General features: G+C 43.3%; 23 protein-coding genes and 1 pseudogene. 10 read left to right on the plus strand and 14 right to left on the minus strand.

Translation table 11 applies throughout. From position 1 onward, the window contains the following. Positions 1-251 precede the first annotated feature (251 nt). From F6K64_RS28155 to F6K64_RS28170, 4 genes are all read right to left on the minus strand, one after another. Positions 252-1,007 (minus strand): GspMb/PilO family protein, encoded by a 756-nt coding sequence (locus F6K64_RS28155; protein WP_287267081.1) that lies wholly within the window; start codon positions 1,005-1,007, stop codon positions 252-254. Continuing rightward, positions 1,004-1,804, minus strand: a complete 801-nt coding sequence (locus F6K64_RS28160) for a PilN domain-containing protein (protein ID WP_008189108.1) — start codon at positions 1,802-1,804, stop codon at positions 1,004-1,006. Before F6K64_RS28160 ends, F6K64_RS28155 begins: the two co-directional genes overlap by 4 nt. Positions 1,805-1,808: 4 nt before the next feature. Beyond that, positions 1,809-2,912, minus strand: a complete 1,104-nt coding sequence (gene pilM / locus F6K64_RS28165; RefSeq protein ID WP_044495077.1) for a type IV pilus assembly protein PilM — start codon at positions 2,910-2,912, stop codon at positions 1,809-1,811. A gap of 202 nt (positions 2,913-3,114) precedes the next feature. Continuing rightward, positions 3,115-4,413, minus strand: coding sequence for a bifunctional folylpolyglutamate synthase/dihydrofolate synthase (locus F6K64_RS28170; RefSeq protein ID WP_287267082.1), 1,299 nt, complete (start codon positions 4,411-4,413; stop codon positions 3,115-3,117). Positions 4,414-4,481: 68 nt separating this feature from the next. On the opposite strand from F6K64_RS28170, the gene bchM reads away from it, so the two are divergent. From bchM to F6K64_RS28190, 4 genes are all read left to right on the plus strand, one after another. Then, a complete protein-coding gene (gene bchM / locus F6K64_RS28175) occupies positions 4,482-5,168 on the plus strand; it encodes a magnesium protoporphyrin IX methyltransferase (RefSeq protein WP_287267083.1) in 687 nt (228 codons plus the stop codon). 285 nt (positions 5,169-5,453) lie between these two features. Next, entirely contained in the window at positions 5,454-5,606 is a 153-nt protein-coding gene (locus tag F6K64_RS28180) for a hypothetical protein (protein WP_287267085.1), read from the plus strand. Positions 5,607-5,836: 230 nt separating this feature from the next. Next, complete coding sequence (locus F6K64_RS28185; protein ID WP_287267086.1) at positions 5,837-6,238, plus strand: hypothetical protein; 402 nt, start codon at positions 5,837-5,839, stop codon at positions 6,236-6,238. 14 nt (positions 6,239-6,252) lie between these two features. Next, positions 6,253-6,630 (plus strand): DUF423 domain-containing protein, encoded by a 378-nt coding sequence (locus F6K64_RS28190; RefSeq protein WP_287267087.1) that lies wholly within the window; start codon positions 6,253-6,255, stop codon positions 6,628-6,630. 221 nt (positions 6,631-6,851) lie between these two features. Here the strand turns inward: F6K64_RS28190 and F6K64_RS28195 are convergent, their stop codons facing one another. Next, entirely contained in the window at positions 6,852-7,835 is a 984-nt protein-coding gene (locus tag F6K64_RS28195; protein ID WP_287267088.1) for a glycosyltransferase family 2 protein, read from the minus strand. Positions 7,836-7,898: 63 nt separating this feature from the next. Between F6K64_RS28195 and menB the strand changes: the two genes are divergently transcribed. Further along, a complete protein-coding gene (gene menB / locus F6K64_RS28200; protein ID WP_044495057.1) occupies positions 7,899-8,732 on the plus strand; it encodes a 1,4-dihydroxy-2-naphthoyl-CoA synthase in 834 nt (277 codons plus the stop codon). A 650-nt stretch (positions 8,733-9,382) separates the two neighbouring features. On the opposite strand, the gene F6K64_RS28205 is transcribed toward menB, so the two are convergent. The 3 genes from F6K64_RS28205 to F6K64_RS28215 form a co-directional block, all read right to left on the minus strand. Then, positions 9,383-9,700 carry a hypothetical protein gene (locus tag F6K64_RS28205; RefSeq protein WP_044495055.1) on the minus strand — a complete coding sequence of 106 codons (318 nt, stop codon included), beginning with the start codon at positions 9,698-9,700 and terminating at the stop codon, positions 9,383-9,385. A gap of 327 nt (positions 9,701-10,027) precedes the next feature. After that, positions 10,028-10,201 (minus strand): hypothetical protein, encoded by a 174-nt coding sequence (locus F6K64_RS28210; protein ID WP_154659936.1) that lies wholly within the window; start codon positions 10,199-10,201, stop codon positions 10,028-10,030. Then, positions 10,189-10,812, minus strand: coding sequence for a DciA family protein (locus tag F6K64_RS28215; RefSeq protein ID WP_008189087.1), 624 nt, complete (start codon positions 10,810-10,812; stop codon positions 10,189-10,191). The genes F6K64_RS28210 and F6K64_RS28215 overlap by 13 nt, the downstream gene beginning before the upstream one ends. A 371-nt stretch (positions 10,813-11,183) precedes the next feature. Here F6K64_RS28215 and F6K64_RS28220 point away from each other — a divergent pair, with 371 nt between their 5' ends. Both F6K64_RS28220 and F6K64_RS28225 read left to right on the plus strand, forming a co-directional pair. Then, complete coding sequence (locus F6K64_RS28220) at positions 11,184-12,608, plus strand: atrophin-1 family protein (protein ID WP_008189085.1); 1,425 nt, start codon at positions 11,184-11,186, stop codon at positions 12,606-12,608. A gap of 86 nt (positions 12,609-12,694) precedes the next feature. After that, a complete protein-coding gene (locus F6K64_RS28225; protein WP_008189083.1) occupies positions 12,695-13,390 on the plus strand; it encodes a PspA/IM30 family protein in 696 nt (231 codons plus the stop codon). 295 nt (positions 13,391-13,685) lie between these two features. Here the strand turns inward: F6K64_RS28225 and F6K64_RS28230 are convergent, their stop codons facing one another. Further along, a complete protein-coding gene (locus F6K64_RS28230) occupies positions 13,686-13,859 on the minus strand; it encodes a hypothetical protein (protein WP_154659935.1) in 174 nt (57 codons plus the stop codon). A 92-nt stretch (positions 13,860-13,951) separates the two neighbouring features. Here F6K64_RS28230 and F6K64_RS28235 point away from each other — a divergent pair, with 92 nt between their 5' ends. Next, positions 13,952-14,719 carry a PspA/IM30 family protein gene (locus tag F6K64_RS28235; RefSeq protein WP_287250750.1) on the plus strand — a complete coding sequence of 256 codons (768 nt, stop codon included), beginning with the start codon at positions 13,952-13,954 and terminating at the stop codon, positions 14,717-14,719. A 238-nt stretch (positions 14,720-14,957) separates the two neighbouring features. Here the strand turns inward: F6K64_RS28235 and F6K64_RS28240 are convergent, their stop codons facing one another. The 5 genes and pseudogenes from F6K64_RS28240 to F6K64_RS28260 form a co-directional block, all read right to left on the minus strand. Further along, a complete protein-coding gene (locus tag F6K64_RS28240) occupies positions 14,958-15,923 on the minus strand; it encodes a glycosyltransferase family 2 protein (protein WP_008189076.1) in 966 nt (321 codons plus the stop codon). A 543-nt stretch (positions 15,924-16,466) separates the two neighbouring features. After that, positions 16,467-18,008: pseudogene (locus F6K64_RS28245) on the minus strand (carotenoid oxygenase family protein). A 47-nt stretch (positions 18,009-18,055) separates the two neighbouring features. Next, complete coding sequence (locus F6K64_RS28250; RefSeq protein ID WP_287267090.1) at positions 18,056-18,265, minus strand: hypothetical protein; 210 nt, start codon at positions 18,263-18,265, stop codon at positions 18,056-18,058. A 70-nt stretch (positions 18,266-18,335) separates the two neighbouring features. After that, on the minus strand, positions 18,336-19,238 hold the full coding sequence (locus F6K64_RS28255; RefSeq protein WP_502708078.1) for a sulfotransferase family protein: 903 nt from the start codon (positions 19,236-19,238) through the stop codon (positions 18,336-18,338). A 137-nt stretch (positions 19,239-19,375) separates the two neighbouring features. Next, on the minus strand, positions 19,376-20,143 hold the full coding sequence (locus F6K64_RS28260) for a sulfotransferase (protein WP_287255796.1): 768 nt from the start codon (positions 20,141-20,143) through the stop codon (positions 19,376-19,378). Positions 20,144-20,730: 587 nt separating this feature from the next. Here F6K64_RS28260 and F6K64_RS28265 point away from each other — a divergent pair. After that, positions 20,731-24,525: a filamentous hemagglutinin N-terminal domain-containing protein gene (locus F6K64_RS28265; RefSeq protein ID WP_287267093.1), complete on the plus strand. Its 3,795-nt coding sequence runs from the start codon at positions 20,731-20,733 to the stop codon at positions 24,523-24,525. Positions 24,526-24,848: 323 nt separating this feature from the next. Further along, on the plus strand, positions 24,849-26,024 hold the full coding sequence (locus F6K64_RS28270) for an RNA-guided endonuclease InsQ/TnpB family protein (protein WP_287250736.1): 1,176 nt from the start codon (positions 24,849-24,851) through the stop codon (positions 26,022-26,024). Positions 26,025-26,128 lie beyond the last annotated feature (104 nt).

Consider the following 26,128-nt stretch of genomic DNA (forward strand, 5'->3'; position numbering starts at 1 on the left):
TCCTGACTCAAATCACAGAAATTATTCCATACAAAGGGCTGTTGACGGTTGACTATTGACTATTGACCGTTGAGACGTTAAAGAGAAAACACTAAACACTCAACAAACAACCATAATCACCAACACTAATAACCCTGTCATATCAATCAAACAGCAAGTTATCCCAATTTCCAACAACTTGCCTACCGATCAATTTACCCATCTTGCCATCTACCCATCATTATTGGTAGCAATAATAAAGTAATTTGGGATTATTTCTTCTTACCTGACTGTTTCTTATCATTCTTTTCCTCAGCTTTTTCTTCCTCCTTATCCAAATCTCTAGCAGGCATGAGAGCTTCCAGGGTTAAGCTAGTTTTAAGCTTAGGTTGAGGACCAGGAACTACTCTACCTTGCTGTAGCACTAGTGTTTGCGGTTCACTGATTTGAGCTTCTAGGTCTTTGATCAGCAACATCGACTGTAGCCGCTCAAAGCTGCGCATAATTGACTGCACTTGTTGGAAGCTACCCTCAATTTCGACATTGACGGTTCTCCGTTTTAATTTTCCATCAACTAAGGTTCCTAGAGACCCATCATTAACTATATTGATTCCCTCGGAATCTGGCTCATATCTAAGCAAAGTTCCTCTAGTATTCTTAACAAAGGTATTGAGATCAATCAATAAGGTATCCAAAGTTTTGTCACTGGCAAACAAACTCAAAACCCGGCGGTTTTGCTGCTTGGCTTGCTTGAGTTCATCCTCTTTCTGTTTAATTTTTTTCTGGAGTACTTCGGGATTTTGGAGGTCATCTTGCTTGGTTGATAAATCATTTCGTAAAGTCTGATACTCCTGCCAAGCCGGTAACATCAGGTTCATGGCTAGATAGACAGCAGCGGCCACACCAAGAATAGCAAAGGTAATCCCAGAAACTTGGGGAGTAAAGGTAATGCCGAAGGCAGTAGGATACTCAGGCTCTTCCTCCTGACCTTCAACACTCATAAAGTCGTCATCAGTAGCATAGGTCATTGTTGAATCACTCCTTGGGATTGAAGGTTTCTAATCCGAGTCACTAATCCTACTGCTCCTTTACGGTCTAACTCTTTTAATATCTCAGAAGCGGGGATATCACTCAGTTGAGTTTTAATAGTATATTCTACCACTTTTGGCAGGGTATATTTTACCTGAGTTACTAATTCTTTTTGACTCTCAGGAATTTCTAATTTGGTGGGATTATTGATTAACTGAGCTTTGATCAGTTGAGTGTCATTTTTGTCGAAAAAGGAAGAATTCTGTAGCGTCAGCAAAAAGTAATTCACATCATCAAAGGTTCGAGCTGTACCGGAAATATCCAGCTCAATTCTAGGTCGTGAGTTAGCGTTAGACTCATCCTTAGAAGCATTTTTGTCAGTGACTTGCTGTTGCTCGATGTCTTTAATTTGGACTCCGGGGGGAGTGCGCTCACGAATGTCCTGTAACATCGCTGACCAAGGCTTAATTTGATTAAAGACACTGGCAAGAGCATTAGTTTCGTCGTTGACCAGCTTGAGTTCCTTGTTTAGCTTACTAATTCGTTGCTTTTGCGCCCCCAAGGCTGCCAGTTTCTTGTCAACATCAGCAATTTCTTCCTTCAACCGGGCGTTTTGATGTTGGAGAACTACCCAAAAGCCTCCCACCAATCCAGGTAGGATTAGACCGACTGCAGCTCCAATCAGTAGAGGGGTCATTTCCCCTAGGGCCATCCCTGGTCTAGCCGCTCCATCCTGAACGGACTTGATCTCCTCAGGATTTCGGTCTTTTAAAAAATTAATATCAAGACTATACATAGTGCTATACCTCTCGTAATCCTAATCCAAGCACAGTTCCTAAGCTCGGTCGTTGTACCATCGGAATATCTTTCTCCACTTCTAGAGAAAGAGCCGCCACGGGATCCACCTGAATCGTAGGCAAGCTTAACCGTTGGGTGAAAAATTCATCAAGTTGTCCGATACCACCCCCAGGACCAGCTAGTAGAAGTTGGGCTACTTCTAGATTGTCCATCTGATTGAGGTAAAAATCGATAGAGCGGCGTAGTTCATCAGCAATTTCTCCCAAGACTTGGATCAGAGCTACCATACCTGGATTTACCCCGGTCGAGCCGGTGCGCATGCCATCAACTGGGGTACTGGGAATAGTCATCCCTTGGAGGAGTTCAGTGTTTCTAGAGGCTGGTAAATTCATCGCCCGTGATAGAGCACTCTGAAGTTGGTAGGTACCAATGGGAACAGTACGGGAAAACTGCGGTACACCATCTACAATAATGGCAATTTCAGTACTATCAAATTCAATATCTACCAGAACGGCTGCTTCTTGGGAAGGAAATTGACGCAGTTGTTCTCGGATGGTACGAATCAGGGCAAAGCTATTAATTTCCAGTACATCTACTTGTAAACCTACCTGCTCAAAGGTATCGAGATAGCTATCGGTGATTTCTTTACGAGTAGCCACCAGCAGCACTTGCACCTTTTCGATTCCATCTTCATCGACGAAGAAGCCAAGCTTCTGATAATCCAAATCCACTTCTTCCCGGGGATAGGGCAAATATAAGCCAGCTTCATGGTTGAGTACCATATCCCGGAGCTCGTTATCATCTAGCTCAGCAGGAATCGGAATAATCCGGATTACTGCTTCCCGCATGGGTAAAGCAGTCGCAACCCGCTCCACTTTCACTTGACTTTCCTGTAGGGCTTCTCGAATCAGTTCCGCTAAACCAGGGGAATCAACAATCTGTCCTCCTTCCCAGATCCCTTCTGGAACCTCATGAGCATATAGGGTGGTAGCTTTGAGGCTCTGACCTTGCCGCTGCAATTGAGCAATATGAATTCGTTCTGGGGCTAATTCTATACCAACACCTTGCTTGCGCCGGGAAAATAAATTTTTAAAACGGTTAACCATATCTAGCAAAGGGAGTAGGGAGTAGCGGATCTGGGAATATGGGATCAAAAATTATCAGAATTTATTTAGCTACCCGATCTGAGTTAGGTAGATGGGGGTTTCAACATTAGGTTGCTTTTGATCGTACCCAATTTATCTTATAATCATGACAATTTTTTGATTAATCCTGAAATTAATTACTGTAGCGATTAGCGATTAGCGATTAGCTATTCCCATTACCACCAACAAAAGCTTCTGTTCGCAAAAAGTGACCAACTAGGTACAGAGAACCACAAAGGACAGTAATCTTCTCTTCAGCTTCGGCTTTGTTAAAGGTACCACGGAGTCCTGTCACTAACTCTGGATACATAGCACAATCGGCTAAGGTTGGACAAATTTGTTGCGCGAGAGTAGCCAAGTAGTCTAACTCAGCTGAACTATGGTCTGGTACTGGCACTAGAGATAATCGATCCCCTGGTCTGAGCAAGGCATTAAAAATACCAGCATGGTCTTTGGTTGAGAGTATACCCATGACCCAGTTGACCGATTTACCTAGGGTATCAACATATTGTCTCAAAACCTGAGCAGAGGCTTGATTATGGGCTCCATCAATCAGTAAATGGTGATTCTCCCAGCTAGTCCACTGCAAACGTCCCAGCCAAGTGGTTTTCGCCATCCCCAATGCGATCGCATCTTCTGGAATCTCCCAACCTTGCTGTTGCAGAACTTGTACCGTTGCGATCGCAATCGCCGAATTAACCAACTGCACCTCCCCCAACAAGGGCAAATTATAGCTGACTCCCCCATACTCCACCCATCTGAGATGCTTTCCGGTGCTTGGGGTCTTACCTTCTGGCAAATCCACTGCTGAGTCTACCCACACCACTGGACACCCCAACTGATTCACCCTTGATTCAACCACTGCCCTAGCCTCTGGCGGGAGCGGACCAATTACCGCAGGACAGCCAGGCTTTAGGATTCCAGCCTTCTCCTTAGCAATATCAGCCAAGGTTGGACCAAGACGCTGCCAATGTTCCCAACTCAGGGATGTGATAATACTAACCAAAACGCGATCGCATACATTCGTTGCATCCAGCCGTCCTCCCAATCCCACTTCTATTACAGCCACATCCACCTGCTGCTGAGCAAAATACAACCAAGCAGCAGCAGTAGTCACTTCAAATAGGGTAGGTGGATCGGAACAGTTTTTTGGAATTGCTGCCTTAACTTGCTCCAAAATTGTGCCTAGGGTATGGCTAGAGATGGGTTCTTGGTTAAGGCAAATCCGTTCTGTCCAATCAACCAAGTGAGGAGAAGTATAACGTCCGACTCGGTAGCCAGCTTGGGTGAGTATAGAAGACAGGTAGGCACAAACTGAGCCTTTACCATTAGTTCCAGCCACGTGAATGATTGGAAAATTCTGCTGGGGGTTACCTAAGCGCGATAGAAGTTGCTTAATCCGTTCTAAGCCAAGCTCAACGCCAAAGTATTTAAAGGATTGGAGAAGGTCGTCAATATCCATGGGATGATTTGTGATGAACCGCAAAGACGGGAAGGACACCAAGCTCAGGAGAGTGTTTGTTATTAAATATGAATACAGTTAATGATAAGGCGATTGTTAAAGACTATTTCAATGCCACTGGGTTTGACCGCTGGCGGCGGATTTATGGTGATGGCGAGGTTAACCGGGTACAGCAAGATATCCGGATTGGTCATCAGCAGACTGTGGATAAAGTGATTAGTTGGCTGGAGGCTGATGGAAATTTGTCAGGTTTGTCGATTTGTGATGCTGGCTGTGGTGTTGGGAGTCTTAGTATTCCTCTGGCAAAAGCTAGCGCTATAGTTTTTGCTAGTGATATTTCTCACAAAATGGTAGAAGAAGCCAAGGTAAGGGCTAAGGAGAGTTTAGGGAATACTGACAATCTCTCGTTTATGGTCAAGGATTTGGAAGGGTTAGGTGGTAGCTACCACACCGTAATTTGTCTAGATGTGTTGATTCATTATCCCCAGGATAAAGCGGCTGAAATGATAACTCACTTAGCCTCTTTGGCCGAGTCTCGTTTAATTCTTAGTTTTGCCCCGAAAACGTTGCTTCTTACTGCACTCAAAAAGATTGGTGAGTTTTTTCCAGGACCAAGTAAAACCACTCGTGCCTATCAGCATCGAGAAGCAGATATCGTTAATATTTTAGTAAATAATGGGTTTTCGATTCAGCGACAGGAAATGACTAGCACTCGCTTTTACTATTCTCGCTTATTGGAGGCTATCCGTAACTAAAAAAAAAGCATTCAGCGGTCAGCCCTCAGCGGTCAGCCCTCAGCGGTCAGCCCTCAGCAGTCAGCAGATGTAACAGAGATTAAATGAATGCTTACCGCTTTGATTCAAAAGCACCGATTGGGCTACGCGCATGCTGCGCGAACAGTAGCCTGGCACAGGCTTCGACCCTGGGAGGTAACCCATAAGCTGATACGCGACACGCTGATAACTGATAACTGAAAGCTGAAAGCGTAAGCATTCAGCCGTCAGCCGTGAGCTAAAAGCTCACGCTACTTGAGGTGCTTTTTGGCACAGGCTTTGGCCTTGGCCTTTTGGCCTTTTGGCCACGCTACGCGAACGGCCACGCGTGCGCGTTTGGCCACGCTGTGCGAACGACCCTGGGACTTCACTCAGCATTATTCCAATGCTTACTTGTTTTATTCAAAAGCTGAGAGTTGATAGCTCAGAGCTGATAGCTCAGAGCTGAAAGCTGAAAGCTGAAAGCTGAAAGCTGAAAGCTGAAAGCTGAATACTTACCTGAAAGCTGAAAGCTGATAGCTGATAGCTGATAGCTGATAGCTGAATAATTACCTGAAAGCTGAAAGCTGAAAGCTGAAAGCTGAAAGCTGAATAATTACCTGAAAGCTGAAAGCTGAAAGCTGATAAACGTTTGTTAAAAATTTGCTATAATGAAACGGTTTAAAAAAATATCTGCTGGTTTGCTGCTTACCTTTGGTATTCTATTATTGATGGTACCTGTTGTAGTATCAACTCGAAGGGAAGCAACGTCGCAAGATAAAGTTGATGCAGTGGGAAGCTTGATAGTAGGTATCCCAGCTACCTTCTGGGGAGTATGGTTAACATGGGTAATGTATCGACAAGATCAAAAAGAAGTTATCGAGCACCTTCAGTCTACATTTTATCGCTTGATTCAAGACGAAAATGGTAGAATTTCAGTCTTGAAATTAGCAATGGCAGCCAAACTTCCTATAGCTGTAGCTCAAGACTATTTGGATCACAAAGCTAGAGAGTGTGATGCCACCTTTGAGGTTACTGAAGAAGGGAGAATATTTTATAATTTTACACTTTAGTAAGGACAAAATTGATGACTCGGATTTTTTTAGCGATCGCATCGATTTTAGGAGGATTATCAGTAGCAGCTGGAGCCTTTGCTAGCCACGCTTTGAAAGAGAAACTGACCGAACGAGCATTGGAAATTTTTCAGACTGGTGCTCGCTATCAAATGTACCATGCTCTAGCGCTAATGTTGGTAGCCTTGTTGTTGAGCCGTGCAGAAGTAGCACAAACCTCCCTTACCGTAGCTGGCTCAGCTTTTATCGCTGGAATTGCAATTTTTTCTGGCAGTTTGTACGCCCTGAGTTTAACCGGGATCAAGTGGCTAGGAGCGATCGCACCATTAGGTGGTGCAGCGTTGATCTTGGGATGGGGTTGTTTAGCGATCGCAGCTTTCTCTTTCCAGTAATCACTAAATATTTTAGGGAACAGGGAAGAGGGAACAGGGAACAGGGAACAGGGAACAGGGAACAGGGAACGGGAAATAACGAATTTAAATGCAAATCAGCTTAACTATTTTCTTGACTTTCAACCTTGGCCAAAAGGCCACGCGATCGCGTTCAACCTTCAACTTTTAACATTAAAATTTAAACCTTCAACCTTCAACATCTAACCTTCAACCTTAAACCTTCAACCTTCCATATCCCGCTCAGCAGCATAAACACCTTGGACGTTATACCAGTTAAGGAAAATTCGGGCAATTTCTAAAGCTAGCTGGGATTTACCTCGGTCAATTAGCCATTGTAAAAAGGGAGCCATGGTGCGTTCGTTGAGTCGTCCACCTAAAGACAGAATCCCCCAGAGTAATCGGTGTAGCCAGGTCATCTGAATCATCATCCTGACTTCCCAGGTAGGGTGCTTCCGGTAAAATAACACACCCATACGCCCCCGTTGAATTTCCCGGTCAATCATCCGGGGAATTTGGTCGAGGCTAAAGGGAGGATGCCAATGATAACCTACCGCTTCGGGACATTTAATCAGTTTTAAGCCCAGCTGTTTGAGTCGGACACCTAGTTCTAAGTCTTCCCAGCCATAGAGTTGGAAGCGAGTATCAAAGAGTCCAGCTTCTAAGAGCCATTTTCGTGCGATCGCAACATTCCCCGTCGCAAAATAGGCAGCAGAGAAATCAGTAATTTTATAAGGTTCGCTGGTAGGGTCGTCAAAATTACAGGTATTGATCACCCAACCGTAAGTGAATAAGCGATCGCATCCCAGACGCTGCTCTGCCTGTATCAAAGCATCAGCATGAGACTGGAGGAAATGCTCAGTAACTACTAAATCACTATCAATAAAGATAATTATTTCACCCTTAGCCTCCTTCACCCCTAGATTCCGGGCTGCAGCCGGTCCAGCATGGTTTTGAGCAAATGAGTGTACATGGGGAAACTGATCCCCGTGTGCTGCCAACCAATCTAAAGTGCCATCCGTTGAACCATCATCTACTAAAACAACTTCATAATCCAAGACCTGAGGTGCGACCCGTGGCGAATTTAATTCGCCAAGGTCAAGCGCACCTATGCTATCTTGCCTGATTTGTTGATTTTCTAACGCGATTAGGCACTTTTTTAGAATCGGTAAGCGATTGTAAGTGGGAATGACAATGCTTAGAAACAAGGTAACGTTTTTAATTTGATATGATTGTGAACTTAAACAGCGATCGCACCCATGGAAAAGGTTATGCAAATTGATTGGCAAACTGCCAAAACTTACGAAGACATTCTATACCACAAAACCGACGGTATTGCTAAAATTACCATCAATCGTCCCCACAAACGCAACGCCTTTCGTCCCAAAACCGTCTTTGAACTTTATGATGCTTTCTGTGATGCCCGCGAAGATCACAGTATTGGTGTTGTTTTATTAACTGGTGCTGGTCCCCACACCGATGGCAAATACGCCTTTTGTGCTGGTGGTGACCAAAGTGTACGAGGTCAGGCTGGATATATTGGAGAAGATGGCGTTCCTCGCTTAAACGTATTAGATTTACAACGCCTGATTCGTTCCATGCCCAAAGTAGTGATTGCCCTAGTTGCTGGATATGCTATTGGTGGTGGTCATGTCCTACATGTGATTTGTGACCTAACTATTGCTGCTGATAATGCTATCTTTGGTCAAACTGGCCCGAAAGTCGGTAGTTTTGATGGTGGGTTTGGCGCTAGCTATCTTGCCCGAATTGTTGGTCAAAAAAAGGCCCGAGAAATTTGGTTTCTCTGTCGTCAATACACCGCATCTCAAGCCCTAGAAATGGGTTTAGTTAACTGTGTCGTTCCAGTGGAGAAGTTGGAAGCAGAAGGGCTACAGTGGGCAAAGGAAATTTTGGCAAAAAGTCCTATTGCCATTCGTTGCTTGAAAGCTGCCTTTAACGCGGATTGCGACGGTCAAGCTGGTCTACAAGAGCTAGCTGGTAATGCTACGTTACTCTATTACATGACAGAAGAAGGAGCTGAAGGTAAACAAGCTTTCTTAGAAAAGCGTCCACCAGATTTTCGTCAATACCCTTGGTTACCTTAGATTATAGCAGTGTAAGCATATGCGCTACGCGCACGCTACTTGAGGTGCCGTCAGCTATCAGCAGTCAGCTTATGGGCAAATCCCCAGACTTTCAATTCTGATTAATCTCGAACTATTAGGTGCGACCCGTGGCGAATTTAATTCTTAATATTGTGCCTTGGCGCACGCTACGCGAACGGCGCACGCTACACGAACGAGGTTTATTTTAAGCATGATAGCTGACGGCACCTCAAGTAGCGTGGGCTTTTAGCTCACGGCTGACGGCTGATGGCTGATAGCACCTCAAGTAGGGTGCGCGTAGCGCATATGCTTATATCACTGTTCCCTGTTCCCCCTTCCCTGTTCCCTACCTTTACATGGTTAATTTTAAACTTAGTGCAAGATCTGATTATCAATAAAAAACGCACCTTATTTTGAATCAAAGTGCGAGTAAAGCTATTTTAATAGCAGATATCAGGTGCCGATTTTTATGAAATTATTTGGCTTTTTCAGCTGACACCTGTAAGCAGGTAACTACTAGAACTAGAAGATTTGGTTTAAACTGGTTTTTGTGAAATTTTTTTATTTGAATTATTGATTGTATTAAGGGTAAAGTCACTAGTAAGTTACTGCTGATATTGCTGATAATACGAACAATTTACTTCAACAATTTACACCAGCATGATATCTGTTGACGAACTTTTAGAGGTGATGGTCTCACCTTGAACGGTCGTGTCTGTCCCAGAGGATGTTTCAGAGCACGTTACCGATAGCTCCTCTGTGAGCATCAGTTGTTCATCTTGCCACATCTGTTCTAGTGTCTCCCAAGAAGAAGAAGAAGAAGAAAATGTAGGCACAGCAAAAGCACAAGCTTTCCAGCTAGCTCTGACAGGCACCCCCAGTTGTTGACACATACCCCCTCGTCGTCCTTCTGACTGATAATACTGGCAAAATCTGCAACTAGATATAGGTAAATTCAATGTTTTCATGATAAGTCTTTGTTCAGGAAAATTTTATCTCCTCTTCACATTTCATTCTGCTACCTCTTACCTCAGCTTCTTATAGATAGCAAGCTGTTGACCAGCCTAGGTTATAGCCATATCGTTAGCCACTGAAGCTTTAATATTTTCTTAAGAAGTTTGTTACAAATAGATACATTTTATTTTACAAAAAGTAACAAAAAGAGATGGCTTCTGAAAGAATTGGCTTGCTTTATACCAAAAACCCATAGGGATCAACCAAAAAAACACACCAAAAGTGTATTTAGATACTGAATTTAGCCCGATTAACTTATGAAAAAGTATCAGTTCAGTGTTCTAAAAATCAAGGGAACAGCGGATCCCGGAACAGGGAATTGGGAATAGGCAAGAGCCAAGAGCCAAGAGCCAATAGGGAACAGGAATGCCCCCGACCTCCCGACCTCCCGACCTCCCGACCTCCCGACTCCCGACTCCCGACTCCCTTCTAAAACCTTGCTCTAAATTTGCCATTGCTTAGTAGCACAAAGACCACAGACATCCCAACGGTGGAGTTCTCCTGGTGGAGTCGGACACTGACACTGAGGACAAAGTGGTAAATTTTGCGATCGCATCTGCATCATCTTTGCCCAACGTTTAAACGCTGCTTGGGGTATGTGAGTTTTGTCACTCGTTGTGTCAGTACTTTTGTCAGTGGCTTGACTACTTTCTGTGTTTTCTGTGTGGTCTAACTGCTCACAAACCAGTGATGAAGACATTGGCAAGATGGTGCTAGGATGTCTATGGTTTGGGGTCAACTCAGATTTTGAATAGCCATTGCCCAAAACTTGTGTTTTATGCCACTGAGCCGGAGAAAAGTGGATGTCAACTAGGGGCTCAGACCAACCAGCATTAAGCCGTTTCAACAACATCCGGCGCTGAAATTTTAGTTCTTGTGCCCAAACAGAGCTAGACGTAGCCACATATAAGATATCCCTAGAGATAGCATAGGGTCTGGTATGATTAGCTATGTTCACTCCTACTATTTCAGACCAACACTTAATTAGGGATGACAAGCGTTGTATACCTTGCCACTCGGGCTGATTTGTAATCCTATCTAAGATCTGATTGAGTGATTTAAGCATATCGCCTTACTAGATAGCGTTTATCGCAGTAATGAGGTACAGTCTTCTTTGAATTTGATTTCCTGTATTGATGCAGCGCATCCCTATTATTTATTGTTTCTTACCTGTTCCCTGTTCCCAGATCCGCTGTTCCCTAAAATTCCGAAATTGTGTACCTCATAGCTATGAGAATTGCTATAATTAGTTAATTTGACAATAGTTTTGATTGCTTCAGGACTTACGTCCCAGCGTTGAAGCCTTTGCCACGCTAGAAGCTTGTGTCACACTGGCCAAAAACTAGCTTATAGTTAGTAGGGTGACCCTAAAGATAGAATGGCTAGCGTTAAGTCCTGTTGCTTGTTCTGTAGCACAAACGACCGATAGAGTCCGCCATGAGCCAAAACTCCTCAGTTAATTCTTCCCCTAGCTCGACCGGTAACTACAAACTCAACTCAGTTTTACAAGCTGCTCTGAGTAGCCTTGATGTACAACTAGAGGAAGAATTAGCGCGCTACCGACGTCGAAGAGTAGGACGCCCAGTAATGACTAACCGTGGTCTTGGTCGTAACCGGGTCCGTAAACCCCTAGAGTTAATTTCTGTCGGTGAGGTAAAACAGAAACCCTCACCATCACCGACAAACCAGACCATCTCTCGACTAAACCAGCCATCAACCATTGCACTGCCAAACCTAACCACCAAGGCGACAACTTCTCAGAAACAACCACAACAGCCATTGGTTGAGGAGACTGAATCCCTAGATTCCCTCTCATCACAGTCCCCGAAACCTACTCAGCCACCAGTTGTATCCCAGTATAATAATGGTGACAGTGCTAGCCTAGGAATTCAGAAAGAGGCTACGGAGCAACTTAACCCTCCTGAAAAATTGCCTGAAGACTCAGGTAGTTTGATCAAGTTAGGGGCTAACCAAACCCAGCCAGAAGATTATCTCGAATCATCAGAAAAACTACTACAGAGTCTGGCAGAAGATGAAGAAGAATTTGACAACCAAAAGCAGGTGTCTTACCAACTGCTGACTCCGTTAAATGTCGGTTTCATGGTACTTTTGCTGTTGTTAAGCGCTACCCTACCCTATATCTTCTCCAATCCATCGGTGTTAAGTAATCTGGATCTGTCACGGCTGATCAGCTTCATCATCCCCAAGATCTCCAAAACCCCTCAGCAAATTAAACCACATAAACCACAACAGACTGAGTCGATTCCCCATTCTCCCCTACAGGGTGGACCTAATTTGGCTTCTGAGGAATTTGTAGACTTGAACTTACATACCCTTTCTCAAGTGGAAGCTACTCCAGGACCGCAGCAAAAACCTTTTTATACAAAAGATGTTCCTTTACCTAAGGTGGTTGAATCAGCTCCTAAGGTGGTAACTAGACCGATGCCTCCTAAAGGGTCTTCCTTATCTTCAGTACTTTTGCCTTCTGTTCAACCACTGCAAAAGGTTCCCTTGTCATCATTACCAACCACCTCAGGCTCTTTAGTACCCCCAGAAAGACGGGTACAGTCAGGATTACTTAAGCCAGCTATCTCTGAAACACTCCAGAATCAAGCCGCATCTCTAAGAACAGTGGTAGAGGAGTCTTTACCTGCTCGCGATCCTTTCTACTATGTGCTGATCAACTACGATGGTAAACGTTCCCTACAGCAAGCTAGGACAATTGTTGCTGATGCCTATGTGCGCAAATTATCTCAAGGTACCCGGATTCAGATGGGAGCTTTCAAATTTGAACATGAAGCACAAGGTTTGGTCGGAAAACTCCAGCAACAGGGAATTTCTGCTTCGATTTATCATCCTTAGTTAAGTTGAAACTGTCAAGTGTCAAGTTCAATCTTAATGACATCAGTTTTCATTCCCTAAGCCCTGATCATGTATGGAAAGCTGCCATGGGATTATTAGATCGTATGTTTAGAATAATTCGCGCTAGCCTTAATAGTCTGATTAGCCAAGCTGAAGATCCTGAGAAAATCCTGGAACAGGCTGTCGATGATATGCAGCAGGATTTGATTCAAATGCGGCAGGCTGTAGCTCAAGCGATCGCTACCCAAAAACGCACGGAACGACAAGCCTCCCAGGCTCAAGCCGCTGCTGAGCAATGGTACCGTCGCGCTCAGTTAGCCTTGTCAGCAGGAGACGACCAGTTGGCACGGGATGCCCTGACACGGCGGAAATCTCATCAACAGACTGTCACAACCATGAAAGCTCAGCTTTCCCAGCAAGCTGAGCTTGTTTCCAAGCTTAAGGAAGATCTCCGTACCCTAGAGCCGAAAATCTCAGAGGCCAAAACTAAAAAGAACTTGTATATTGCTCGGGCTCAATCAGCTAAGGCATCCATGAAAATTAATGAGATGCTGGGTAATGTGGGTAACAGTAGTGCCTTGAGCGCTTTTGAACAGATGGAAGAAAAGGTAATGCAGCTTGAAGCCCGGTCTGAGGCAATGGCTGAATTAGGCGGCAATCAACTGGATAAAAAATTTGCTGCTCTCGAAGGTAACTATGATGTGGAAGCTGAGTTAGCCGCCATGAAGGCTAATCTGATTAAAGGAACCGAAACTCCTCAATTACCCTCAACTCAGACATAATAACCGAAAAATCCGGAAAAATTGGATAAATAGCCGGAAAAAGTAAGTAGTTTCCCCATGGTCACCTCAATTGCACCTTGAGAAAGTTGTATCAAAACACCTTAGAGCCTTGACCCAAGGGGTTACTATATACGCAAACCGCACCTTCTCGACCTTCTTTCTCAATACTCGGAAAGGGAATAGGTAGAATAAGACAAGGACGTTTTCTGCTGAAGATGGCACTATTATATCATAAGCGCCTGTGGAAACCAGTTTTTAACCCCTCGAACAGCAATCCCGATCAATCCCCCATGGTTCAGCCGCCAGAAAGTTCAAACCTTAGCTTGTTGTCTAGCACTTTTTCCCAAGAAGTTTTTAAACTGGATGAAAGGCTCCCTGTCTTAATGGCTAGGGTATGGGTCAAGCCCGCAAATTTTTCAGTTACCCAATCAGACTTGAGATGGGACAGCAACAATTGCTTGTCCCTCAAGACAACTTAACTCAAGACAACTTAACTAGGCTTACGCACCAGCAAGCCAGTTTTATACCTACTTTGTACATTCCTAGAGGATAAACAGCGTTATGGGATTATTTGATCGCCTTAGCAGAGTGGTTAGAGCTAATCTGAACGATATAGTCAGCAAGGCTGAGGATCCAGAAAAGATTCTTGATCAAGCTATTGTTGATATGCAAGAGGATCTGGTTCAATTGCGTCAAGCAGTTGCCAGGTCAATTGCTGAACAAAAACGCACAGAGCAGCAATACAACAAAAACCAAACAGAAGCTAACAACTGGCAGAAAAGAGCTCAGCTGGCTCTGACCAAAGGGGATGAAAACCTGGCTCGTGAGGCTCTGGTGCGTAAGAAGAGCAATTCTGATACTGCTGGTACCCTGAAAACTCAGTGGGATCAGCAAACTGAGCAGGTCAATAATCTTAAGCGTAATCTGGTTGCTCTCGAAGGCAAAATTTCCGAAGCCAAGACCAAAAAGAATATGCTCAAAGCACGAGCTCAGGCGGCTAAGGCCAATGAAAAGTTACAACAAACCATGGGGTCTCTCAATACTAGTGGCTCCGTAGCAGCGTTTGAGCGTATGGAACAGAAAGTCTTGGATATGGAGGCTCGTTCTCAAGCTGCCCATGAGCTGGGTGGTAGTGACTTGGAAAGTCAATTTAAACTCTTGGAAGGCAATGATGTTGAAGATGAGTTGGCCACGATGAAAGCTCAGTTGGCTGGTGGTTCTGTATCTCAAGGAGCTTTACCAGCCCCAGAGGAGAAAAAATCGACTTCCTCAGATTCACCCGTTGACAAAGAGTTGGAAGACCTCCGCAAACAAATTGATAATCTGTAGTCAGATCAAATCCGGTTAATCACTTTGGTTTCACTGAAATTGTTAATTGTTAATGGTTAAGGGTTAATTGGTAATTGTTAATTGGTTATTAGCTAATTGCTTACTAGCTAATTGGTTACTAGCCAATTTTCGATTTTTAAGTTTTAGTTGACTAATTAATCACTTTGTGTTAAGGAAAATGGTTAATGGTTAATGGTTACTAGCCAATTTTCCATTAACTCATGATTCAAGTTGCCAATTAAAGCGGTAACTGGTGGTATAATTCTGGAGAGTATCCTAGAGTCTTTCTCAGTAACAGCAACTTCCAAGCAATCGGTGAGAAAGCAATCGGTGAAAAACACTCAGGAAACAATAACTTAGCGGCACTGATCAACTTACCTCGTTTAAGAGCTACTAAGCCCCAATGTAATCTCAGATAAGCGCCCAGCTCCCACAGTAATGGGAGTTTACCTTGATATTTTTCACTGACTAGTTCATAGATTTTTTGCTTAATCGAAATATGAGTCTTCAGACGTTTCTGGAACGAAAATTTTTGATTATAAGCACCAGACCAAACCGTCCGGTAAGCTAGGCACTTATTGATAAATATAGCATCCCCAAACTGGGCGATTCTAATCCAGGAATCAATATCATCAAAGTTGGTATCTAAGCTAGAATCCCAACCACCGGAACTGAGAAACCCATCACGGGAGAAAGCGACTTGCGCTGGGGTGCCAAACGGTACCATTTCCAGAAGCATTCCATAATGAATGTCTTCTTGGGCAATATATAACCTTGGCGGTGAACCTACTCGCCGTGTTATACTTAGTTCTACTCCTAAGGTATTTACTTGAGCCGATTGGCAAGAGCAAATCACTGCTTTCGGATGTAATGCGATCGCATTAGCCATTTCTTCAATGCAGTTCTTGGCTAAGTAGTCATCATCATCCAACAGCTTGATCCAATCACCAGTTGCCAACTCTACCCCTTGATTTACCGCTTTCGAGTGGCCCATATTATCGGAATTTCGGTGATAAACCAAGCTATGCTCACCAGCACGTGCCAACGCTTCACTGCGCTCTTGGACATAACCTTCAGTCCCATCAGACGAACCGTTGTCAACGATAACAATTTCACAGGGAAACGTCTGAGCAAGCGCGCTTTCAATTGCACGCTTGAGTAGATCTAGACGATTATAAGTCGTGATGACAACGCTGAATTTCATCTGGCACCCTCCAGGAAAATTCTGTTATTAGCTTAGCTTTAACCATCAAAGCTCCAACCTGATAATTTCCCTGAAAGCTTTATAACTAATAAGTTTAGCGTCATTATATCCCCATGTTGTTTAAAAGTTTCTAGTTAAAGTTTAAACTCTCAACCTGTAACCTTCAACCCACTAACCTTCAACCTTCAACCTTCAACCTGTAACCTTCAACCCACTAACCTTCAACCTTCAACCTTCAACCTTCAACCCACTAACCTTCAACCTTCAACCTTCAACCTGTAACCTTCAACCCACTAACCTTCAACCTTCAACCTTCAACCTGTAACCTTCAACCCACTAACCTTCAACCTTCAACCTTCAACCTGTAACCTTCAACCCACTAACCTTCAACCTTCAACCTTCAACCTGTAACCTTCAACCCACTAACCTTCAACCTGTAACCTTCAACCTTCAACCTTCAACCCACTAACCTTCAACCTTCAACCTTCAACCTGTAACCTTCAACCCACTAACCTTCAACCTGTAACCTTCAACCTTCAACCTTCAACCTGTAACCTTCAACCCCAGTCCCAGCAACTCAGAACTCCAGCTACCGTGTAAACCGTAAGGGATATGATGCTTCAAGTGCAGTCGTGCGACTGGTCCGCTAGTTAAATCACGACCATCTAATATTACTAGATCCGATCGGTGATGACTGGCATCATATACTAAGGTCAATACCCAACCATCATCTTCTCCTTCAGCATTGGGTCGTGGCACAAACATTGGTTCATTTACAAAACCCTTAGGGGCAGCACTCCAGAATTGTTGTGTCTTTGTTTCCATATCTATTTTTAGAATCCCTTGTAATGGAGCATTACGGGTGGGATGATCAGCAGCTCCGATAAATAAGTAGCGATAGGGATGTCCTACATGATTAGGGTGAATGCTAGGAAACTCGCAACAGCGCTCTTCTAACAACTGACTCGCTACAGTTTTGTCAGTTAAGTTCAAAGTAAAGCGCCAGAGTTGCCCTGGTGCGTTCCCATTAAAATCAACCTTCCGGAAATCACTACCTACGTCTACTGCTGATAATGACTTGTAGCAAATAGAATCGACATAAATCTTGCCATCTTCCTCAAAAGCATTAGCATGATGGAATATAAAGCCCGATTGGGTTTCTAGGATTTTGACTTCCTCTGTATTCTTTTTACGAGGAATCACTATAATCCGGGTCGGTTGTTCAGGCTGATATGCCAAACACTCACCAGCTCCTCGGTATCCCAACAGGAACGGAAGGGGATTATAGGTAACAGGATTTTGGAAGAAAATACAGTAGTTTGGGGTAATAGCAAAATCGTGGATGAAGCAAAAACCAGGAACACTATAACTCTGACGTCGTAATAGTTTACCGGTTGGGTCTAATTCGTAAATGGTAATTTTGCTAGACAGACCTGGCTGAATCGCGAAATTTACCAGACAAGGTTGACCACCATCTTGCTTACTACTAGGGTCAATCCAAGGATGAGCAGCAAAGGATTCACCTCCTGCTAATATTCCATCCAAGTTATCTTCACCCAAGGTTTCAAGAGTATGGGGGTCTAGACCGTAAGGTTTAGCGGCTTCCCATAAGGCTAAGAGCTTGCCACCCCAGTAGATCACATTGGTATTAGCAATATTTTTAAGTTGGACATCAAATAGATTCGCTAACCAACCCCCAGGCTTCTGAGTGCCAAATACTCCTCGATAAACGGGTTTCCCTGCTTTTTGTTCCGCTAAGAAGCCCTCTGTGCGTACAAACCGATTGCGAAAATGAGCTCGACCGTGATCAAATGCGATTGACCGTAGGTCACGCTACGCGATCGCACAAATCATCCCATCCCCATCAAATGGATGATGCACTCGGTAACCATTCATATCCAGCAAACCAGGACCATTGCGTAACCAAGTCCCCTGCAACTCCTTAGGAATTTCCCCTTCTACTTGATCAATCCAATAATCCTCTTCATGGCGTTGGGACTCATAACCTCTTGCCCAATCTTCTTGGCTATAGGACACACCAGGTAAGATCACCCCATTCGCTTCTTTGTTTAACACATTTTTCATTTTTTATCAAGTCCTTAGCCAGATTATTTTATGAATAGTTTTTAATTTTATTTACATTTTATTACTTTATCAGACTTTGTATACCAAAGGGAATCGGGAATCGGGAATCGGGAATCGGGAATCGGGAATCGGGAATCGGGAATCGGGAATCGGGAATCGGGAATCGGGAATCGGGAATCGGGAATCGGGAACAAAAGTAAGCCGTGAGCTAAAAGCTCACGGCTTACTGCTGTTCGCGCAGCGTGCGCGTAGCGCATATGCTTACAACTTAAATTACTTAACTTAATTGTTAACTTATAATTGTAAACTTACTTATTAACTTAATTTTCAACACTTTAGCCATTGAGAAAGATCCCGACCAATCAAATCTTGAAGCTGGAGGATATCCTCGCGATAGAATTCAATCAATTGCTTCCGCACTGCTGGTGATAACTTAGGTTTACCACGATTTAAATATCTAATCTTGTTAACTAGTTTATCCCTTAGGCTAGTAGGAACCAATGGACTCAGAATTGATTTAACAGGGTGCGGTTGGCTCAAAAATGATTCCAATGCTTTGTTCTTAGGAATGGGAGCAGCTTGCCTAACTTTTTCAGATATATCTGGGGTAAAAGTATCGTCTATCTCCAAGAAACCAAACATATCTTTCAGCATACCTAGAGGATTATTCTTCAAATCTTCGTATAGATAAACCTTAATCTGGTTTTTTTCAAACTCTTCATAATAACGTTTTAATTGGACATAGTAAAGTCCCCGTTGTTTATAGTGCCAGAAAGACCACCAGTTATTTTTGATGCGCTCCTCTTCTTGGGCAAGAGCCTCAGCAAAATCCAATGGTTCGCGCTCTTGCTTGATTAAATGTAAATAGTTGGAATAGGCTCTTTCTGCTGGATCTCGAAGAATGGCAATCAATTTAGCCTTAGGAATATAGTACTTTATGCGTTCAACAGATTTCGCAATGTAGAGATAAATTGTAGATGCTTCACCAATAGCTATTTGATTAGTTACCTTCTTATATAGGGCACGATAGTCCTCAATATTAGTTACAATGTAATTAGCTTCTTTTTCATCTCCTAACCCACGAAAATCTAAATTTTCTCCTTCAAAAGCAAAAAACTTAGGTTCCTTGGCAGGACTCATGTAGATTTGCGGATGTTGCTTTAGATATCGATAAATTGAGGTGGTTCCAGCCTTAGCTGCACCTAGGATTAAAAAGTTGGGCATTGTCATGAGTCTATCTAGTTATAGCAAGTATTATCCCCATGAGGTACAAATCTCTGGGTTTTAGGGAGCAGGGAGCAGGGAGCAGGGAGCAGGGAGCAGGGAAGAGGCAAAAAATAATTTGTACCTCATAGCTATGATAAACGCTATAACTGAGCCTCTTGATAGTTAGCTCGGCTACACAACTCTGAATAAATTTCACGAGCTTTGGAAGATATTGGCTGATTTGCCTCAACACTAGCTAAAGCTTTGTCAGGAAAACTACGGTCTACTGTGCCATCAATAAATTCTTCAATGCGGTCAAGTCCTTGATCTGACAACACTTGGTCGTAGTGTACAAATAACCATTTGCCTTCCTTGGAGTGAGTTTGAATAATATGTTGATACATAAGTGTCCAGATTTCTACCGCTCGCTCAAAATTCATAGAAAGACTATATAAGTATTTATGCTTACTATGCACCTTCATAATGCTTGATGCCGTCGCTGCGGGGTGCCGAAATACGCACAGAAATACGGTATCCTTGAGAAACGGTTTCCAAGCTGGCAATGTGTAACAAAATCTAGGGTCTTTGAAGCAAAAAGGCTGTCGCTCAGTTAAGGTTTCTATTCTAGAGGCTATCTCCTCAGGACAATCAATCCTTTTGCCTACAGGCACCCTAGCTAGCCAGCGTTGGTATCTAGTCGGTCGGTCCTTAAACAAATTTCCCAACATTCCCCTTGGTCGAGGTGGGACAACTTTGCTTAATATATCTTCGTTAATCGCCTCAACATTCTTGGACTCAAAGTAGCCCTTTTTATTGATGCTTGTAGATGACATCATTCTGTCTCCCATGAAATACCCAGCACCACTGAGTGTACCGGCTACCATGCTAGTGCCACTGCGCCCGGAACCTATTACCAAACAGTTAAACATATATACTCACGATATCTAGTCAAGCTTCTTTCCCAATCTTCCTGGCTATAGAACATACCAGGATTACACACCCCATTGGATTCTTTGAATAACATATTTTTTATTTTATATCAAGTTTTTAGCCAGAGCTTCGAATAAATAGTTTTTAAGTTTATTTACATTTTATTACTTGATCAGACTCTGTATACCAAAGGGAATCGGGAATCGGGAATCGGGAATCGGGAATCGGGAGGGAACAAAAATTATCACAATTGATTTCGGCTCCCTATATCCCTTGCTTATCCCTTAGATACCCATCTCTATAGCTCTGGCTAACTTGATTTAACAAAAATTTACATCAATGGCTAGCCAGAATAGGTATAATAATAATTTATGTTATTATTTCCATGAGTAATAATAGTAGTTCTTGTCACAATAACGGCATCAAACCACTATTAATCAAAAATAAATTGTCAGCCGTCAGCCGTTAGCTGTCAGCTTAAAATAAACCCCACCTAACCTGCGCCGATGCGCAAGCTGAAAGCTGAAAGCTGATAGCTTAAGTAAACTAACCCTCCCAAAGATAGATCAGGAGCAGAAGCAATCCCATGGCATTAGATGTCTTGAAACGCTATAACAGTCAGTTTGGTTTAGCCCTATGCTTAGCCATTAGTGGAGCGTACGCATTTTCAGTAAACCAAGCTAATGCTCAGATTACTCCTGATGCCACTTTGCCCCAGGGGGAAAGGTCTTTGCTAGACCTGGGCTCTGGTGAGGTAAATGGGAAAATTGTTGATCTAATTAAAGGGGGAGCAATCCGAGATATCAATTTGTTCCACAGTTTCCTAGAGTTTAATGTGGGAGACGGACAAAGGGTTTATTTTGCTAATCCAGCTGGGATTGAAAATATTCTGTCTCGGGTAACTGGTGCGAATCCCTCCAATATTTTAGGAACCTTGGGTGTCAATGGTGGAGCAAATTTGTTCTTGATTAATCCCAAGGGGATTTTGTTTGGGGAGAATGCCAAGCTAGATGTATCGGGTTCCTTTGTGGGCACTACTGCTGATGGGATTGGGTTTGGCAATCAAGGAGCGTTTAGTGCTTCTAATCCAGAGCCGCCTTCGCCATTGCTAACCGTTAATCCTAATGTGTTTTTCTTTAATCAAATTCCCGGTAATATTACCAGTCAAGCTAAGTTAGAGAAGCTGGCGGTTGATAACCTGTTGTTGCTCGGTGGTGAGATTAATGTTATCGAAGATAGTAAGATATCCACCAATCAAGGTGGGAATATTCTGTTAGCGGGATTGGGCGCACCAGGACAAGTCGCATTAACTAGAGATGGTAACAAGCTGGGTTTAGATTTTCCCAATGGCGTCAAGAAAGGGAATGTTGTAGTTAATAATAGCGCTATAGAAACCTTGGTGCCAGAAGATGGTAATGTTGATGGTGGCGAAATTAGGATTATTGCTGACTCTTTGGAAGTAGAAACCTCTAATAAAGACCAGGGAATTTTTACCATAACTCAAGGGAATGGTCACAAAGGTGGTGATATTATTATCACTGCTGATTCCTCAGTTAACGTAACCACTAACAATGACGGGGAAAGTAAACCAAACCAAGGAATTTTTACCATAACTGAGGAAAACGGTGGAGCAGGCGGAAAAATTACCATCACCTCTGGCTTAATCTCTGTATCCACGTCTAAACATATAGAAGGACTAGAAGGAGAAGACCCGGACGAAGTAGAAGTAGAAGAAGACGAAGACCAGGGAATATTTACCAAAACAGCAGCAGTTGGCAGTGATGGTGGAGAGATTATCCTTACTGCTGACCGGCTTGAGGTTTCGGTTTTTGCCAATCAAGATAATCATGAGAACGATGCTGAAGACCAGGGCATCTTGAGCAAAACTACCAAACAAGCCGGAAACGGAGGAAAAATCACTATTAACGCTGGCTCGGTCTTGGTGACCTCTAAGCGTGAACCAAAGCCAAGGAAGGAAACAGAAGAAGGAATTTTTACCAAAACTGAAAAGAAAGCGGGTATTGGCGGGGATATTGAGATCAATGTGACTGGGGATGTACTGCTGACCAATAAGGGTACGATTAAGACCAAGACCACCAGTTCAGGTCAGGGTGGAACTATCGAAATCAACGCTCCTAATGGCAATGTCACCTTGCAAGATAACAGCAGAATTCAGGCTTGGACACGAGGTTCAAAGAGTAAGGATGCAACAGGAAATGGGGGAGAAACCATCATCCATGCTGGGGGAGTAGTTGCGATTACAGAAGATAGCAGAATTGAGAATAGAGTAGGAAAAGCTCAGGGAAATAGCGGCAAAATTGAAATCATTGCTGCTGAGCTGTTGATGGATTCTCGGCGAGATCGGCAGTCTCAGTTAGATAGTGGTGACGGAAGACCAAGAGGTAAGGCTCAAATTACGGCTAAAACGAATGACAATGGTAATGGTGGCCCAATCGAAATCCGTGTCGGCTCCCTGACGATGATTGGACCAGGTGAACAAGGCTCTGATGGTATAACTAGTAATACAGATAAAGGAGATGGAAACGCTGGCACGATCACAATCATTGTTGAGGGAGACTTCATCATGAAAGATCAAGCTCAAATTGAATCAAAATCCCAATCGGGAGCTACAGGGGATGGTGGGAAAATAACCATTGAAGCTGGCTCACTTTCTTTAAGCAACAGAAGCTCTATCAATGCTGAGAGTAGGAGTAAGAATGGCGGAAATCCAGGGAATATTAAGATAAAGGTTCAGGATAAGATTGAGCTGACCAACAGCGACATTAAAACTCAGATAAGTAGGAACGATGCTGGAAACAAGCAAACCTTAGCAGAAGATACTGCGAACATTACTATTACGGCTCGCTCTCTATCCCTCAAAGATGGAGGGAGATTACAAGCTTCCACTCAGGGCAAAATCAAAGCAGGTGATATTACAGTCAATGCCACGGATTTTGTTGATATATCTGGGATTGGGCTTGATTCTAAGCAAAAACCAACAAACGTAAGTGGCATATTCACTGAAACTCAAAATAAAGCCGAGGCTGAGGGAGGGCGTATTGACATAGAAACAAAGAGCTTGCGTCTATCAGATGGTGCAGTTTTAAATGCTACAAGCGAAAGTGACTTTCGCGGTGGTGATATCAAATTAGATTCAGACACCTTGACCGTAAACGATAGCGAAATTTCTGCTTCTACCGAAAGAGGAACTGCAGGGAATGTGGAAGTGGTGGCTAAAGACTCAGTGTTGTTAACTGGAACTCTACCAGATAAGTCTAAATCTCCCGCAGGAATATTCGCTCAAGCAACCGAAGGTGGTACTGCTCAAAATGTGACTATAGAAACAGACGAGCTAACTGTCGAAGATGGAGCGCGAATAGCAGTAAGCGGTGTGCCATTAACAGAACAAGGGTTTCCAGAGACTGAAGTGGATGAGAACGGTGAGGTGGATGAGAGCAACCTAGGAGAGGCTGGCAAACTGACCATTAAGGCTGATTCTCTAACCCTAGACAACGGCCAACTTGTAGCTGCTACTGGAAAAAATCCCAAGGAAAACGAAGAAGCAGCAACTATTGATATCGATGTGCCAGGAGTGATCATACTTGATAACAATAGCTTAATCTTGGCTGATGCTACAGGGGATGGAGTCAAAGGCGGAAATATCACTATTGAAGGTGGAGTATTAGTAGCGCTACCTCTAAATAATAAAGACAAAGGTAGCGATATATTCGCTAATGCTCAGGATGGGGATGGTGGAAAGATCAAAATCACCCTGCAAGGCTTATTCAATATGAACGTAATCGAAGATAGAAGTGCGTTTATCGGCCCAGATGGAAATCCAGACCGATCCTTAGTTTTTGGGAATAATAGTAGTGAAATAGCAGCTCTGAGCTTGACGGGTGAAGGTCAATCTGGAACTGTGACCAGGGATATTACCAACTCAGCACAGGATCCTGAGATATTACCAACATCAATAGTTGACCCCTCAGCATTAATTGTTGCTAACTGTCCCAGGAGTGGAAAAGTAGCGGTAGATGAACTTGGTGAATTCATTGTTACTGGACGAGGTGGCTTACCCCCAAGTCCTCTAGACCCAATTAATCAACAGTCTGTACTGGTAGATTGGGTTACCCTTGATCCTGAAAAAGAGAACATCGAAGAAGCTACCTCTACTCCTACTCCTGATGCCAGTTACTTACCAATGAGAGGGAAACGTCGTGCTGCCAATACTCCTACTCCTGCTCGTCCCAAGAAGAAAATAGTGGAAGCTCAGGGTTGGATAGTGGGCGAGGATGGTACAATTATCTTGACCGCTGAACCGAATAATGGTACTCCTAAGAGTAATTGGTATAGTCCTAGATCTTGTGGTAGCAAGGGTTGAGCGAGATGTTGGAAATTGCAGCAATTTTCAGCAATTATAGTGCTGGTAGATAAGTATAGCGCTAGTTTAATGATTTCCAGCCCAGTTGATTCACTGTTGGAAATTGCTGCAATTTTCGATAAGCGTGTACACAGTCCCAAACTATAGCGCTAATTAAAATTGGCTAGATTAAGCGCCTATTAAACTATAGCGCTAGGTCAGCTAACTTCAATCCAATTACTTAATTTTAGCCTGACTACGAATCTCTGAACTTTAATTTTTGTATTAACAATTGTTGCAACAAATGTTATTCTAATAATAGGTCGAAAACAAGAGGATGGCAAATGAGACTAGCGTATCAATTCAAACTTAGGCTAACCAAATCACAAACATCAGAGATGGAAAGATGGCTTGAGATGCTACGTCATCAATATAACTATCTTTTGGCTGACAGATTTGCCTGGCACGAGCAAAATAGATGCTCTATAAACTCCTGTCCTCTTGTTTGTCATTTGCCAGAGCTAAGAGACAATCCTGATTATTATTCACAAAAGAGAACTTTACCTCAATTAAAGAAAGATAGAGCCTGGTATAAGGCAATTCACGCCAATGTGTTACAGGATTGTGTTAAGCGCGTCGATCTAGCTTTTAAGCGATTCTTAAAAGGGGATTCCAATGGCAAACGAAGCGGAAGACCTAGATTCAAAAGTAAGGAGCGTTTTAGATCCCTAACATTTTCGGCCTTCTCCAAGAGTCCTATAAATGGAAATAGATTAAATCTTCCTAAGTTTGGTTGGGTCAAGATGATCTACCATAGACCAATCCCCACCGGTTTTAAAATCAAAACGGCCACAGTAACTCGAAAAGCGGATGGTTACTATGTGACACTGTCCATTCAAGACGACACTGTCCCTAATGTGATGGCGATCGAAGAAGTCAAAAATCCGGTCGGGATTGACATGGGTCTCAAATCCTTCTTGATCAAATCTGATGGTTCCGAGGTACCAATTCCTCAATATTATCGTAAAGCCCAGAAGCGATTGAAGAAAATTCAAAAAGCAGTTAGCCGTTCCAAGAAAGGAAGTAACAATAGGAAAAAGGCTGTATCGAAACTAGGAAAAGCTCACAAAAAGGTAGCTGACACTAGAAAAGATTTTCACTTTAAGACTGTAAAAAAGCTATTAGATACTCACGATTTAGTAGCTCACGAAAAACTCAATATAAAAGGTTTGGCCAAAACTAGATTAGCTAAATCAGTTTTAGACGCTGGGTGGGGACAATTTCTGTCCATACTATCAACCAAAGCCGAGAATGCTGGGTTAATAGCAAAAGTAGTAAATCCCCGAAATACCAGTCAAAACTGCTCTAATTGTGGTCAAAAAGTTCCTAAAAAACTAAAAGATCGCATACATTCTTGCCCTCATTGTGGCTACAAAGCGGATAGAGATGTGAATGCGGCTAGAAACATCCTCAAATTGGCGGTGGGGCATCCCGTCTGTAGTAGTGCGGCTCGTTCCTAATAGGAGCCTTTCGTAATAGAAAGGGGTATGATTAGGGGGATTCGTGAGGTCTAACCTCAAAAATCCTAACTATCCTCAGGATGTGGGTGAAAGTCCCACCCTTG

The organism is Moorena sp. SIO3A2 (assembly GCF_010672265.1).
In the GTDB taxonomy this organism is placed as follows: domain Bacteria; phylum Cyanobacteriota; class Cyanobacteriia; order Cyanobacteriales; family Coleofasciculaceae; genus Moorena; species Moorena producens.

Coding starts and splice junctions, on each gene's coding strand:
- F6K64_RS28155 (WP_287267081.1), bottom strand. CDS start 1,007: ATGACCTATGCTACTGATGACGACTTTATGAGTGTTGAAGGTCAGGAG.
- F6K64_RS28160 (WP_008189108.1), bottom strand. CDS start 1,804: ATGTATAGTCTTGATATTAATTTTTTAAAAGACCGAAATCCTGAGGAG.
- pilM (WP_044495077.1), bottom strand. CDS start 2,912: ATGGTTAACCGTTTTAAAAATTTATTTTCCCGGCGCAAGCAAGGTGTT.
- F6K64_RS28170 (WP_287267082.1), bottom strand. CDS start 4,413: ATGGATATTGACGACCTTCTCCAATCCTTTAAATACTTTGGCGTTGAG.
- bchM (WP_287267083.1), top strand. CDS start 4,482: ATGAATACAGTTAATGATAAGGCGATTGTTAAAGACTATTTCAATGCC.
- F6K64_RS28185 (WP_287267086.1), top strand. CDS start 5,837: ATGAAACGGTTTAAAAAAATATCTGCTGGTTTGCTGCTTACCTTTGGT.
- F6K64_RS28190 (WP_287267087.1), top strand. CDS start 6,253: ATGACTCGGATTTTTTTAGCGATCGCATCGATTTTAGGAGGATTATCA.
- menB (WP_044495057.1), top strand. CDS start 7,899: ATGCAAATTGATTGGCAAACTGCCAAAACTTACGAAGACATTCTATAC.
- F6K64_RS28205 (WP_044495055.1), bottom strand. CDS start 9,700: ATGAAAACATTGAATTTACCTATATCTAGTTGCAGATTTTGCCAGTAT.
- F6K64_RS28210 (WP_154659936.1), bottom strand. CDS start 10,201: ATGGCAAATTTAGAGCAAGGTTTTAGAAGGGAGTCGGGAGTCGGGAGT.
- F6K64_RS28215 (WP_008189087.1), bottom strand. CDS start 10,812: ATGCTTAAATCACTCAATCAGATCTTAGATAGGATTACAAATCAGCCC.
- F6K64_RS28220 (WP_008189085.1), top strand. CDS start 11,184: ATGAGCCAAAACTCCTCAGTTAATTCTTCCCCTAGCTCGACCGGTAAC.
- F6K64_RS28225 (WP_008189083.1), top strand. CDS start 12,695: ATGGGATTATTAGATCGTATGTTTAGAATAATTCGCGCTAGCCTTAAT.
- F6K64_RS28235 (WP_287250750.1), top strand. CDS start 13,952: ATGGGATTATTTGATCGCCTTAGCAGAGTGGTTAGAGCTAATCTGAAC.
- F6K64_RS28240 (WP_008189076.1), bottom strand. CDS start 15,923: ATGAAATTCAGCGTTGTCATCACGACTTATAATCGTCTAGATCTACTC.
- F6K64_RS28250 (WP_287267090.1), bottom strand. CDS start 18,265: ATGCGCTACGCGCACGCTGCGCGAACAGCAGTAAGCCGTGAGCTTTTA.
- F6K64_RS28255 (WP_502708078.1), bottom strand. CDS start 19,238: ATGACAATGCCCAACTTTTTAATCCTAGGTGCAGCTAAGGCTGGAACC.
- F6K64_RS28260 (WP_287255796.1), bottom strand. CDS start 20,143: ATGTTTAACTGTTTGGTAATAGGTTCCGGGCGCAGTGGCACTAGCATG.
- F6K64_RS28265 (WP_287267093.1), top strand. CDS start 20,731: ATGGCATTAGATGTCTTGAAACGCTATAACAGTCAGTTTGGTTTAGCC.
- F6K64_RS28270 (WP_287250736.1), top strand. CDS start 24,849: ATGAGACTAGCGTATCAATTCAAACTTAGGCTAACCAAATCACAAACA.